Below are 12,899 nucleotides of genomic sequence, written 5' to 3'. Positions count from 1 at the left end.
ATCGACGCCCCTACGGCTGGTTGCTCGTCGGTGGCGTCAGCCTGTCGAGGTCCAGGCTGATCTCGAACGGCACAGGGCGCTTCAGGGTGCCTCGGAAGATGCCGGCGGGCGCGTGGACCCCAGTCGGTTCGTCGAGTTCGTGGACGTGGACGACAGGGGCGCCGTCTTCGTCCTCGATGCACCAGTAGTGGGGGATGCCGGCCTCCGCGTACTTGCACAGTTTGACCGTCCGGTCCCGGTGCGCGGACTCGGGCGAGACGACTTCGATGACCAGTCGCACCTCGTCCGGCGCGAACCAGGTGCGGTCTGTGTCATAGTCGGCCGTCGTCACCAGCAGATCCGGCTCGGGCCGGTTTCGCTCGTCGAGCTTTACGGTCATCTCGCGGCCGACCCTGACATCGCCGGGCGCCTGCTCCATGAGAGCGACGGTGAGCATGGTGACGAGGTGGCCGTGCCACCACCTCTGCGGCGACAGCACGAAGACAAGCGCTCCGTCGATCAGCTCGGTGTGGCGGGGTGCCTCGGGAAGGCGGTCCAGGTCCTCCGCGAACCAGCCTTCCTCGCGCCGCGGGCGCATCCAGTCGGGCAGTGCGGTCATGGCTCGACCGTAGCGATTCGACGAAGCGCGGGCCACGAGATCGTCGCCGGGGGACTGCCCGTCCTGTGCTCGTCCCGGGCAGGTTCACGCGCCCTCGTCGTGGCTGCTCGTGGCCACTCCCGACGGGCGGCGGGGCCCTCCGCGGCCCCGCTCCGTCACCCGGCGGCAGGCATCCGCGTACGCCCGTACCAGCGGCCTGTGGTCCCCTTTTCGCCAGGCCAGCACGTACCGGCTGGGTGCGAGTCCTCGGACGGGGCGGGTCACCACGCCGCCCAGGGTGATCAGCGGGACGTTGCCCACCGCCACCAGGCAGACGCCGAGGCCCGCGACCAGGGCCTCGTACGTCTCCTCCGTGCTGGCGATCTCCGCGCCGATGCGGGGGAGCCGGCCCGCGCGTTCCTCCACGGCCAGCCAGTAGTCCCGCAGCGGGCCCGCGCTCTTCGGGAGGGCCAGGAAGGGTTCCTCGGCCAGGTCCGTGAAGTCGATCTCGGGGCGGGAGGCGAGCGGGTGGGAGTCGGGGAGGGCGACCAGGCGGGGTTCCTCGGCGACGACCGTCCAGGCGTAGCGTTCCTGGCCGGGCAGGGGCAGCCAGACGAAGGCCATGTCCGTGTCGCCGTCCGCCAGGCCCGCGGTCGGGTCGTCCCAGCTCACCTGGCGCAGACGGACCGCCGCCTGCGGATGCGAGGCGGTGAAGCGGGAGCGGATCGCGGGCAGCAGACCGCCGCGGCCGGGGCTGGTGCTCATGCCCACCACCAGCGTGCTGCGCTGCGCGGCCCGCGCCTGAGCGACCACGGCCGTACCCTGCGCCCACGCCTCCAGCACCCGCCGGGCGTGCGGCAGCAGCGCCGCGCCCTCCGCGGTGAGCGCCACGCCGTGCCGGTCGCGCCGCAGCAGCTCCACCCCCAACTGCCGCTCCAGCGCCCGGATCTGCTTGCTCAGCGCGGGCTGCGAGACGTACAACCGCTCGGCCGCGCGCGTGAAGTGCAGCTCCTCGGCGACCGTGACGAAGTACCGCAGGTCCCGCACATGAACGTCCGCCGTCATAGCCATCGGTTGTCACCGTAGGTCTTGGACGGGCAACTCGCCACAGGAGCAGCCTGGTTCAGGAGTTGCCCAGGGAGGCACTCGGAGCGTTGCTCGGAGAGGGTGGGTTCTCGTGAACAAGGTGTGGCTGATCACCGGTGCCGGCAGCGGACTGGGGCGGGCCATCGCCGAGGCGGCCGTCGCCGACGGTGACGTCGTGGTGGGTGCCGCGCGGCGGCCCGAGGGGCTGGACGACCTAGTGGCCGCCCACCCCGACCAGGTCGAGGCGCTGCGCCTGGACGTCGCCGACACGGCCGCCGCCGAACCGGCGGTACGGGACGTGGTGGCACGGCACGGGCGGATCGACGTCCTGGTCAACAACGCCGGCCGCGGCCATGTCGGGGCCTTCGAGGAGACCACCGAGGACGAGCTGCGCGCCCTGTTCGACGTGCACGTCTTCGGCCCGGCCGCCCTGGTGCGCGCCGTACTGCCGTACATGCGCTCGCGGCGCTCGGGCGCGATCGTGCAGATGAGCAGCATGGGCGGGCAGACCTCGTACCCTGGCTTCTCGGCGTACAGCGGGACGAAGTTCGCCCTGGAGGGCATGTCCGAGGCGCTCGCGGGCGAGGTCGCCGAGTACGGCATCAAGGTCCTCGTCGTCGAGCCGGGCGCCTTCCGTACCTCGCTGTACGACGGGACGCAGGCCAGCGCCGACGCCGGGGTGTACGCCACCGTGGGCGGCACGCGCGCCATGGTCGACGCGGGCTTCGACGAGCGGGCCGGCGACCCGGCCAAGGCGGCGGCGCTCATCCTGGCCGCGCTGGAGGCGGGCCAGACCCCGCTGCGCCTGCCGCTCGGCGACGACGGTGTGAGTGCGGTCCTCGACCACCTCGACCAGGTACGCGACGACGTCCTCGCCTGGGAGAAGCGCACCCGCCGCACGGGCTTCCGCGACTGAACCGCCTCCTGCCCGGCGCCCGCCCCCGCCGAGGCCCGAACTCCGCTCGGGCAGTTGGAACCGAGGGGCGGCTGCGGCTGGGCTGTCGAGGCCGCCAGTACGCGTCGGCGCGGGCCTTGCACGAACCGAGCCGGTACGAGCTGCGGCGATTCTCCGGTGCCGCCCCGTATCCGGCCGCAGGGCCGGCCCTCAGATCCCGTCCACCCACGCCACGGTGAACGGCTCCTCCGGCACCCCCTGCCCCATCGGCCCGCCCTTGTCGAACTGTGAGCGGACGACCAGCAGCCGGCCGTGGGTGCGCGCGAGCGTGGTCGGGATCTGCAGCGCGGTGTCGGTGAACTGCCGCTCCAGGCGGGCCGAGGTGCCGTCCGGGGACAGCCGCCAGCGGCTGAGGGTGTTGGTGGCGTTGTGCGCGGCCCACAGCGTGCCGTGTGCCAGCTCCAGACCGTCGCCGTGCTTCAAGTCACCGCCGTTCAGAGCCACTTGGCGTACGGATCCGGTGGCGGTACCCACCCGGTACAGGCCGCCGCCCGTCATGCCGACGGCGAGCAGGTACCGCCCCGACGGGTCGACGACAATGCCGTTGAGGAAGAGCCCGTCGGAGGGGGCCACGGCGCTCAGGTCGTAGGCGGCGTCGAGTGTCGCACTGCCGCCGTGGGCGCGGCCCAGGTCGGCCGGGGTGACGCGGTAGACCACCGGGCGGGAGCTGTCGGTGAGGTAGGCCGTGCCGTCAGGACCGAGCGCCAGGTCGTTGACGAAAGAAGGGCCGCCGCCGGGGACGGTGAAGCGCGCGAGCAGGGCACGGGTGCGCAGGTCGTAGACGTCCACCCCGGCGGTGGAGTCGATGACCCACAGGCGCCCGGCCCGGTCGGCCTTCAGACCGTTGGCGGTGGTACGGCCGTCGGTGCCGGACGGCAGGAACACCTCGGCCGCACGGCTGCCGCGCACGGCCCGGTACACCGCACCCGTCGTGTACGAGCCGACGTAGGCGTCGCCGGTGCGCGCGTCCAGCGCGATGCCTTCGGGATAGGCGCGCTCCTCGGGAAGCGTGAAGGCGGTGCTGATGCGGGGTGCGGCGGCGGCGCGGGCGGCCGTCGCCGGAAGCGCCACGGCGCCGGCCAGCGCGGCGGCGGTGGTCAGGAAGGTGCGGCGGTGGATCGAACGGGACACGTCGGTGCCTCTCGTCTCGGGTCGATTCGGTACTCACTTCCTTGCGGGTCTGAACGTAGATTAGAACTCTAATCTTCGTCAATGCATTAACTGATGGCTGCATGTGGATCGTTGAATGGGGCCGCTACCATGCGGAGATGACGTCCATGCCCGTGTCCGAGCGCCTCGGCTCCCACCTCAAGCGGGCCGAACAGGCTCTCAGCGCCACCAAGGCGGCCGTCCTCAAACCGGCCGGTGTGACGGTGGCGCAGTACTCGGCGCTGCTGCACCTCTCCGAGAACCCCGGTATCTCGGCCGCGGCCCTGGCCCGCCTGTGCGGCGTCACCCCGCCGACGATGAACACGGTCCTGAACAACCTCCAGGACCGCGCCCTGATCGAACGCACCCCCCACGAGTGGCACAGGAACGTCCTGGAGACCCGTCTCACCGACGAGGGCCGCGCGGTGATGGCCGACGCGGACGCCCGCGCCGTACGGGTCGAGCGCGCCCTGGCCGCCGAGTTCACGGACGAGGAACGCGAGGCGCTGACCGGGCTGCTGGGGCGGTGCGTGGCCCTGCTGGAGACCGAGCGCGGGCGGGCGTAACGGAGGCAGGGGGTCCTCTTCTCCTCACCGCGCGCTTACCATGCGCCCAGTCGTACGAGTTCCGTACGCCCGTTCTGTGCGTCAGTCGTCCGAACCAGGAGCACGGCAGCCGTGTCCACACCACCCCCGCCTCCCGGGCCGTACCCGTACCAGCCCTGGGGGCAGGGTCACCGCCCGTACAACGCGCCTGCGCCGGTCAACGGGGTCGCCATCGCCGCCCTGGTGCTCGGCATCCTCTGCTGCGTCCCGGCCCTCGGGCTGCTCCTCGGGCTGGTCGCGCTGCGCCAGATCAGGAGGACCGGCGAGCGGGGACGCGCGATGGCCGTGACCGGTGCGGTCCTCTCCGGTCTCGGGCTCGTGCTGTGGGTGGCGGTGCCGGTCGGCGGCGCCGCGTTCGGCGACTGGGCGAAGGGCGCCGCGCGCGACCACGGCAGCGCCTACTCCCTCACCAAGGGCGAGTGCTTCGACGCCCCGAGCGGTTCCCTGGAGGGCGTGGCCTACGACATCGACAAGGTGCCCTGCACCGGGCTGCACGACGCCGAGGTCTTCGCCACCTTCCGGATGCCGGGCGGCGCCGACTACCCCGGCGACGGCGAGATCACGGACGCCGCCGACACCAGGTGCTACGCGCTGCGCTACGGCTACGCCATGGACGCCTGGGCCGTGCCCGACGACGTCGACGTGTACTACCTGACGCCGAGCCGGCAGAGCTGGCGCTACGGCGACCGCGAGGTCACCTGCCTGTTCGGCAACACCGACGAGAAGGCCGGCATGGAGGGGTCGCTGCGCAACGACGAGCACACCCTGGACGCCGACCAGGCCGCCTACCTCAAGGCCGTCGACGTCGAGAACGCCGCTTTGGACCGACAGCCCTCGGACAGCCCCGACGACGATCTGCGGGCCAACCGCCAGTGGGCCGGACGGATGTCGGCCGCGCTCAGCCAGGAGGCCCGGATGCTCCACGCCCACTCCTGGCCGGCCGGTGCGCGGACACCGGTCGCCAAGGTCGCCGAGGAGGTCGCGGCACGCCGGCAGGAATGGGCGGACGCCGCGAAGGCCGGTGACGCGAACGGCTTCTACCAGCACTACGACCTCGTCATGGCGCTCTCGACACCCGACCGCGCCGTCACCGCCCGCAAGGCTCTGGGCCTGAACGCCACCCCGCCCGAGTCCAAGGACGCGGACGACGACGGGAACGGCTCCTCAGGGCCCTCCGAGTTCGAGGTGTGACCGCGGCTATAGCGGGGAGAAAGTGCCTGCGTAAAGCCCTCCGCGGGCACATGTCATCACATCGAGTGATTCTCTGGCCTTTGCTTGCACGGCACAACCCACGGTTGCCACGCTGTTGCTGTCTGTACAACCTGATGGGAGCGGCCAGTGACTTTCGGTGAGCAGCCGGCGTACCTGCGTGTCGCGGGTGATCTCCGCAAGAAGATCGTCAATGGTTCGCTGCCGCCGCACACCCGACTGCCCTCCCAGGCCAGAATCCGCGAGGAGTACGGCGTCTCGGACACCGTCGCGCTGGAGGCGCGCAAGGTGCTGATGGCGGAGGGCCTGGTCGAGGGCCGCTCCGGTTCGGGGACCTACGTCCGTGAGCGCCCGGTGCCCCGCAGCGTGGCCCGCTCCGGGTTCCGCCCGGCCGGCGGCGCGACCCCCTTCCGGCAGGAGCAGGCCGACGGCGAGGGGCGCGGCACCTGGGAGTCCAGCAGCGCCCAGGCCGAGGCGAGCAGCTCCGTCGCGGAGCGGCTCGACATCAAGCCCGGCAACCGCGTGATGTGCACGAGGTACGTCTTCCGCGAGGCCGGCGAGGCGATGATGCTCTCCACCTCCTGGGAGCCCCTCGCGGTCACCGGCCGCACCCCCGTGATGCTTCCCGAGGAGGGTCCGCTCGGCGGCATGGGCGTCGTCGAGCGCATGGCGGCGATCGACGTGATCGTGGACAACGTCACGGAGGAGGTCGGCGCCCGCCCCGGCCTCGCCGAGGAACTCGTGACCCTCGGCGGCGTCCCCGGTCATGTCGTCCTGGTCATCCAGCGCACCTTCTTCGCCTCGGGCCGCCCCGTGGAGACGGCCGACGTCGTCATCCCCGCTGATCGCTACCGCGTGGCGTACCACCTCCCAGTGAAGTAGCGCACACCTTTACGGCAGTTGACCCCGCCGCCCCCTCGCCACGACCCTCTGCGCACGCCCTCGGAACCTGTCGGTCCGTCGCTGGAATCTGGCCGTTCTCGCAGGTCGCCCCACGCATGCCCGTGATGCCGCTGACCGGATGCGTCGATGCCCGCGCGCGGCGCGTTCGAGTATGTGCGCCCCCCTCGTTCTGGCCGGTTGCGTACCTCTTTGTGAAAAGGCGTGTTCGCTGCGTAAAGGTAAGGCGTAGGCTCGGGCATATGCGGATTGCGGTTTCCTTAGAGGGTGGGGCACGGCACGAACCGCGGGCGAGGAGCGGGCGGGCCGGGGTGGGAAGGAGCGGTGGGGCGCGATGAACGACGGCACGATCACGCTTCCCTGGCTCGTCATTCGCCAGGACGACAACGGCAATCGCTACCGCGTGGGCCGGTACGCGACCCGCGCCGAGGCCCAGAAGATCGCGGACAGCCTGGACGACCGCGGGCACAAGCAGCTGTACTGGGTCGAGCGCATAGGCCAGAACGGGCAGAACGGATCAGCCGCGGCCAACTGACTCCCGTAGGCTCCCCCGCATGACGGAACGGATCGTGGTGGTGGGCGCCGCCCTTTTCGACGGCGACCGCCTGCTCGCCGCGCGCCGCAGCGCACCCCCCGAACTCGCCGGCCGCTGGGAACTCCCGGGCGGCAAGGTCGAACCGGGCGAGACCCCCGAGGCGGCCCTCGTGCGCGAACTGCACGAAGAACTCGGCGTGCACGCCGACCCCGTGGCCCGCGTATCGGGCGAGTGGCCCCTGAGGCCCCCGTACGTCCTACAGGTGTGGACGGCCCGCCTGTGCCCGGATTCCGCCGCCCCCAAGCCCCTGCAGGACCACGACGAACTGCGCTGGCTCACTCGGGACGAGCTGTGGACGGTGCCTTGGCTGGACCAGGACGTCGAAGCGGTCCGTGAGCTGTCCGCCCTCCAGGGGCGCGGGGCCGTGTAGATACGCGGCTCCGGCCCCCCGCGGAGCAAGCTCCGACCGTGGACGGTACTCCGCCCCAGATATCGGGTATGTGCCCATTAACCCCACGAAACCGGACAAGGGTGGGCTTCTGGCCTGGGAAGTGATCGGCGTGATCGACACAGAAGGCGACTGCGCCGAGTGGAGCTTCCCCGCGGAACCGGGCGCCGCCCGCAGCGCCCGCGCCGCCGTCCGCGGCCAGCTGCGCACCTGGGAGCTCGACGCCCTCGGAGATCTCACGGCCCTGCTGGTCAGCGAGCTGGTGACCAACTCCCTGCGGCACGCCACCGGACCCATCGGCGTACGTCTCGTACGGCCCGCCGGCCTGGAGGACGTCCTGCTGGTGGAGGTCTCCGACCCGCTCCCCGACCCGCCGCGCGAACGCGTCGCCCGCCCCGAGGACGAGAGCGGCCGTGGGCTGCAACTCGTCGCCCACTCCTCGCGTCGCTGGGGGACCCGGCCCGGCGAGGCGGGCAAGACGGTGTGGTTCGAACTGGCCCTGCCCGGCTGAGCCGGTGGCAGTGTCCGGCGAGCGGGATTCGACGAGGTGTCGGCTGGTTAGAAGACTGGAAGTGTTGTCGCAGCCGGGACCGAAAACCGTCGGGACCGTGCTGTGATCGTGAACACCGTGTTGTGCGGCGCCGTAGTGCTGGATACTGCGGGCAGCCGCCCCCGGTGACCGGTACCGGACGCGGTGAGCTGGAGGGGACGGTTCGCGTGAGCGAGATACCAGCGAAGGCCACGGAGTCCGAGGACCCGTCGGACGGCGCGAGGGCAGAGGCCGCGGGCGATGCCGCGGCCGATGTGACGAGCGGGACGGCGGGCGGGACGGGCCTGTCCGCCTTCGACGGGACCGACGGAACGCCTCACGGTGACGCCATGTGGCAGAGCAGTCCACCCGGCTCCATCTACGACTACATCAAGGTCGCGTCCTTCTCCATCGGCCCGGACGGGCTCGTCGACCAGTGGAGTCTGCGCGCCGAGCAGCTCTTCGGGATCCCCGCCGAGCGCGCGGTCGGTATGGACCCCATCGAGGCGTTCATCGACCCGGACCTGCGGGAGCAGGGTCAGCGCAAGATGGCCGAGATCCTCGACGGGCGGGAGTGGACCGGAGTGGTCCCGTTCCGTCAGCCCGGTGCGGCGGCGGGGGAGAGCGGGCGGGAGGGACTCGCCGAGGTCTATGTGATGCCGACGCGGACCGAGGAGGGCGAGAAGGCCGCCGTCTGCATCGTGGTCGACGTACGCACCCTGCGCAGCATCGAGACCGACCTCGCTGCCTCGCAGTCGATTTTCGGTCAATCTCCTTTCGGTTTCCTCCTGATCGACCCCGACCTGCGGGTCCGTCGCGTCAACGAGCAGTTTGCGAACACCTTCGGCGGCACGCCCGACGACCACCGCGGCCGCGGCGTCCACGACTATCTGCAGCGGCCCGAGGCCGAGCGGGTCGCGGCGACCTTGCGCCGGGTCCTGGAGACCGGCAACTCCATCACGGACATGCATGTCACGGGCTTCGTGCCGGGTTCCGAGGACCGCCGGCACTGGTCCATCAACCTGTACCGCGTGCACAGCGGCTCCGGGCGCCCCATCGGGGTCGCATGGCTCGGAACCGACATCACCTCCCGCCGCGCCGCGGCCCGCGAGGCCGCTGCCGCGCGGCGCAATCTCGCCCTTCTCAACGAGGCGGGCGCCCGTATCGGCAACTCCCTCGACCTGGAGACCACGGCCCGCGAACTCCTCGATGTCGTCGTCCCCGGCTTCTGCGACCTCGCCACGGTCGACCTCTACCAGGGGCTGCTGGCGGGCGACGAGACCCCGCCGGGCCTCGCCGACGGCAGCGCGGAGCTGCGCCGGGTCGCCTTCGCCAGCGCGGTCTCCGACGCGCCGTTCGTCGGGGGCGGTGCGCCCGTCGCCGTCGGCGCGGTCCACCACTACCCCTTCAACTCCCCTTGTGCGGACGCCCTGCGCACCGCCCGCCCCCAGCTCGTCCCCGCCGAGGAGGGCGGCCTCGTCCAGTCCACGCTGGCCGTGCCGATGGTCGCCCACGACACCGTCGTAGGACTCGCGCAGTTCGCCCGTACGAAGGGCAGCGAGCCGTTCGGGGACCGGGATCGGGATCTGGCGGTGGAGCTCGCGGCGCGCGCCGCCGTCTGTATCGACAACGCGCGACTGTACCGCCGTGAGCACGAGCGGGCCCTGATACTGCAGCGTTCGCTGCTCCCGCCGGGCGACCCGGTCGCCTCCGGTCTGGACATCGCCTGCCGCTATCTGCCGGGCAACTCCTCCGCCGACCGCCCCAGCGAGGTCGGCGGCGACTGGTTCGACGTGATCGAACTGCCGGGGCACCGTACGGCGTTGGTGGTCGGGGATGTCATGGGCCGCGGTCTGCGGGCGGCGGTGGCGATGGGCGAACTCCGTTCGGCGGTACGGACACTCGCGCTCCTGGACCTGGAACCTGCGGAAGTGCTGAGCGCGTTGGACGAGATCGCCCGGGGCCTCGGCGCCCCCGGCGGGGTCCAGCAGGCCACCCGTGCGGCCCGCCGCCCCCGGGAGGCGGACCTCTCGGAGGTGTACCTCGCCACCTGTGTCTACGCGGTCTACGACTCCGTCACGCGTCGCTGCACGTTCGCCAACGCGGGGCATCTGCCGCCCGTGCTGGTGGAGCCCGGCGAGGACGCGCTGATGCTCGACGTGCCGCCGGGGATGCCGCTGGGCGTCGGCGGGGAGCCCTTCGAGGAGGTGGAGGTCGAACTACCCGAAGGTGCACTGTTGGCGCTCTACACGGATGGACTGGTCGAATCGCGCGACCATCCGCTGGACGAGGGCCTCCAGGCGTTCGTCGGTGCGCTCACGGACCCCTCCGCGCCCCTGGAGGACGTCTGTGACCAGGTCCTCAACACCCTCGACACCCACCACGGTGAGGACGACATCGCGCTGCTGATGGCCCGCGTCCAGGGGCTGCCCGCCGATTCCGTCGGCGACTGGACGCTGCCGCGGGAGCCGCGCAGTGTGGGCAGGGCCCGCGAGTACGCCCGCGGGCAGCTGGTGTCCTGGGACCTCGAACCCCTCGTCGACACAACGGAGCTGCTGGTCAGCGAGCTGGTCACGAACGCGCTGCGGTACGGCGAGGGTGAGATAAGACTGCGGCTGCTGCTGGACCGCACGCTGGTCTGCGAGGTCTGGGACTCCGGCCTCGTCCAGCCCCGCCGCCGCCGTGCCCGCGACACCGACGAGGGCGGCCGGGGCCTGCAGCTCGTCGGCCTCCTGAGCGCCGCGTGGGGCTCCCGCCGTACGCCGCGCGGCAAGACGGTGTGGTTCGAACTGCCGCTGCCGGACGGGGAGACGGGGCTGGCGGATCCGGCGGAGGCGCTGCTGAGTCTGTTCTGAGCCGGGGTGCGCCTATTGGGTGCGGGGTTCTTGTCGTCGGGCGACTGCCGGTGCGTTGTGGCTGGTCGCTCCCCCACTCTCGGCTTCGCTCGAGCGGGGGGACCCCCATCGCGGCGGAGCCGCATACTCCATGCAGCCCCGCGCCCCTTTGGGGGGGCGGCTGGTCACCCTTTCGCGGCGGAGCCGCATGTCGGCACAGCCCTGCGTCCCTTCAGGCGGGGCCGCCGAGGCTTCGTCGCTGTCTGCCGAGGCTGTGCCGCAGGGTCAGTGATGGCCGTTGTGTGTGGCGACACGTCGTGGCTGGTCGCGCAGTTCCCGGCGCTCCTTTGGGGCGCGGCTGGTCACCCTTTCGCGGCGGAGCCGCATGCCGGCACAGCCCTGCGCCCGTTCGGGGCGCGTGACCCCGGCCGGGGCAGTACCCCCTATTCGGGGGACCCCCGTTCCGCGCGACGGGTGCGGGTCTGGGGGCCGCCGAAGCTGGCCGGTGGGGCGGTCTGTGGGGCTGTGCTCAGGAGGATTCCGCCGACGATCGCCCCCGCGACGCCGCTCTCGTGCTCGGCAGCCCCGGCCGTCGGGTTGCCGTGGAGCCGTACGTCGCGTTCGGCGAGTTCGTGTGCCCTGCGGGCCAGGGCGTCGGCGGTGAGGAGGTCCGGTGGTTCCCCGGTGAGCAGCCGCTTCGCCTCCGCCAGCCGGGTGCGCGCCGTGCTGCCGACGACCCCCCGGTGCGTCGTGACGAAGGCGTCGGCCTCGGCCACGGCACTGCGGGCGACCAGCGACGCGGCGGCCGACAGCACCCCGGCCCGCCCCACACCCACCGGCAGGAGCCCCCGTACCAGCAGCCGTAGGGCGTCGAGCGGGTCGTAGGGCCCCGCGGTCAGCTCTTCTCGTACGGCCGCCAGGACGAGGTCGGCGTGCGCGGCGCGGGCGTGCAGTTCACCGGCGGGGACGTCCCCCGCGCCCGTCCGCGCGCCCGCGAGTTCCGCCTCCGCCCCGGTGAGCGCGGCCGGCACCAACTCCGCGGCCGAGGCCAGATCGGCGGCGAGCCGCTCGATGCCGGCCACGAACACCTCGGCCTGTGCCGTCGCCCCCTCGGCGGCCCGCAGATGCCGTGCCGCGTCCGCCGCGTTCCCCATGTCGGCAGCCTGACGGGCCTGGTTCAGCCGGGTCGTGGCGAACACCAGGCGGTCCTTGGCCTGTTCGGCATGCCCGGTGACGGCGTCGACCGCGGCGGACCCGTACCGCCCGGCGAGAGCGGCCGGTGTCGCCCCGGCGCCTCCGGTACGGGCGGCCAGCGCACGGAACCGGTCCTCCGCGACCTCCAGCGCCGCGCCCAGGCCCTCCGCCGTCTCCAGCGCACGCAGCAGATCGAACCCCGCGGCCTCCGCGTCCAGCCGCCGCCCTGCCTCCTGACACCGCCCGATCATCCCGGCGAGCGCATGCCGCCGGGCCGCCTCGTCCTCCGGGATCCCGTCGTCGTACTGCTGCCGCATCCGAAACGCGGCGGACAGCTCGGCCTCGGCGTCCCGCACGGCCCGTACGAACGGCGCCACGGAGTCCGCCCCGGACCGCGCCTCGGCGAAGTCGAGCTCCTCGCGGCTGGTGCGCACCCAGTCGTCGGCCAGGGCCAGCAACACCCGTACCCGCTCGTCGAGTTCGGAGAGCGGCGGTGCGGCGGGCCCGGCGGGGGCCGGGCCGCCACCGGGCGTCGTACGCGTCCGGGCGCGCCGAGTGCGCCGCACATACCCGTACCCCGCGACCACCACCACCGCGCCCGCCGCGACGAGCGGCAGCACCAGATCGGCGGCCGAGGTCCCGTTCTGCTTCGGCGCGGCGGCGCTCGCGGCGGCCGGATGCGCGCGGGCGGCCGGAACCGGCACCTCACTGTTGATCGTCATCCACGGCAACACCAGCCACACCACCGCGGCCAGCCCGCCCACCACGGTGTGCAGCACCCGCACGGATATGTGAGCGGTGGCCCGCCGCGGGCGGCCCCGAATCAAGGGTGACGTCACATTTCGGAGCGTATGAGCAGGAATGCGGCCGCGCGACCG

Annotated in this window: 12 protein-coding genes; 8 read left to right on the top strand and 4 right to left on the bottom strand. The window is 72.4% G+C overall.

Annotated features, from left to right (window positions below):
- Positions 1 to 10 precede the first annotated feature (10 nt).
- Together ABD355_RS37530 and ABD355_RS37525 are read right to left on the bottom strand one after the other, a co-directional pair.
- The gene (locus tag ABD355_RS37530) at positions 11 to 598 is read right to left on the bottom strand and encodes a Uma2 family endonuclease (protein ID WP_344405522.1); all 588 of its coding nucleotides are present in this window, start codon (positions 596 to 598) and stop codon (positions 11 to 13) included.
- 84 nt (positions 599 to 682) lie between these two features.
- Positions 683 to 1,648: a LysR family transcriptional regulator gene (locus ABD355_RS37525; protein ID WP_344405521.1), complete on the bottom strand. Its 966-nt coding sequence runs from the start codon at positions 1,646 to 1,648 to the stop codon at positions 683 to 685.
- Positions 1,649 to 1,754: 106 nt separating this feature from the next.
- On the opposite strand from ABD355_RS37525, the gene ABD355_RS37520 reads away from it, so the two are divergent.
- Positions 1,755 to 2,579 carry an SDR family NAD(P)-dependent oxidoreductase gene (locus ABD355_RS37520; RefSeq protein ID WP_344405520.1) on the top strand — a complete coding sequence of 275 codons (825 nt, stop codon included), beginning with the start codon at positions 1,755 to 1,757 and terminating at the stop codon, positions 2,577 to 2,579.
- 189 nt (positions 2,580 to 2,768) lie between these two features.
- Here the strand turns inward: ABD355_RS37520 and ABD355_RS37515 are convergent, their stop codons facing one another.
- Entirely contained in the window at positions 2,769 to 3,749 is a 981-nt protein-coding gene (locus ABD355_RS37515) for an SMP-30/gluconolactonase/LRE family protein (RefSeq protein ID WP_344405517.1), read from the bottom strand.
- 137 nt (positions 3,750 to 3,886) lie between these two features.
- On the opposite strand from ABD355_RS37515, the gene ABD355_RS37510 reads away from it, so the two are divergent.
- From ABD355_RS37510 to ABD355_RS37480, 7 genes are all read left to right on the top strand, one after another.
- Positions 3,887 to 4,333 carry a MarR family winged helix-turn-helix transcriptional regulator gene (locus ABD355_RS37510; protein ID WP_344405515.1) on the top strand — a complete coding sequence of 149 codons (447 nt, stop codon included), beginning with the start codon at positions 3,887 to 3,889 and terminating at the stop codon, positions 4,331 to 4,333.
- A gap of 111 nt (positions 4,334 to 4,444) precedes the next feature.
- On the top strand, positions 4,445 to 5,563 hold the full coding sequence (locus tag ABD355_RS37505; RefSeq protein ID WP_344405514.1) for a DUF4190 domain-containing protein: 1,119 nt from the start codon (positions 4,445 to 4,447) through the stop codon (positions 5,561 to 5,563).
- A 147-nt stretch (positions 5,564 to 5,710) separates the two neighbouring features.
- Positions 5,711 to 6,463, top strand: coding sequence for a GntR family transcriptional regulator (locus tag ABD355_RS37500; RefSeq protein ID WP_344405513.1), 753 nt, complete (start codon positions 5,711 to 5,713; stop codon positions 6,461 to 6,463).
- A 352-nt stretch (positions 6,464 to 6,815) separates the two neighbouring features.
- Positions 6,816 to 7,016, top strand: coding sequence for an SPOR domain-containing protein (locus tag ABD355_RS37495; protein ID WP_344405510.1), 201 nt, complete (start codon positions 6,816 to 6,818; stop codon positions 7,014 to 7,016).
- Positions 7,017 to 7,035: 19 nt separating this feature from the next.
- Positions 7,036 to 7,446, top strand: a complete 411-nt coding sequence (locus tag ABD355_RS37490; RefSeq protein WP_344405508.1) for a (deoxy)nucleoside triphosphate pyrophosphohydrolase — start codon at positions 7,036 to 7,038, stop codon at positions 7,444 to 7,446.
- 70 nt (positions 7,447 to 7,516) lie between these two features.
- The gene (locus ABD355_RS37485) at positions 7,517 to 7,975 is read left to right on the top strand and encodes an ATP-binding protein (protein ID WP_344405507.1); all 459 of its coding nucleotides are present in this window, start codon (positions 7,517 to 7,519) and stop codon (positions 7,973 to 7,975) included.
- Between the two features lie 206 nt (positions 7,976 to 8,181).
- On the top strand, positions 8,182 to 10,848 hold the full coding sequence (locus tag ABD355_RS37480) for a SpoIIE family protein phosphatase (protein WP_344405506.1): 2,667 nt from the start codon (positions 8,182 to 8,184) through the stop codon (positions 10,846 to 10,848).
- Positions 10,849 to 11,270: 422 nt separating this feature from the next.
- On the opposite strand, the gene ABD355_RS37475 is transcribed toward ABD355_RS37480, so the two are convergent.
- Positions 11,271 to 12,743 carry a hypothetical protein gene (locus ABD355_RS37475; RefSeq protein ID WP_344405597.1) on the bottom strand — a complete coding sequence of 491 codons (1,473 nt, stop codon included), beginning with the start codon at positions 12,741 to 12,743 and terminating at the stop codon, positions 11,271 to 11,273.
- Positions 12,744 to 12,899: the final 156 nt, after the last annotated feature.

Source organism: Streptomyces longisporus (assembly GCF_039532765.1).
Lineage (GTDB): Bacteria > Actinomycetota > Actinomycetes > Streptomycetales > Streptomycetaceae > Streptomyces > Streptomyces longisporus.
Note: the sequence above shows the minus strand (reverse complement) of the source record. Positions and strands in the feature narration are given on the sequence as shown.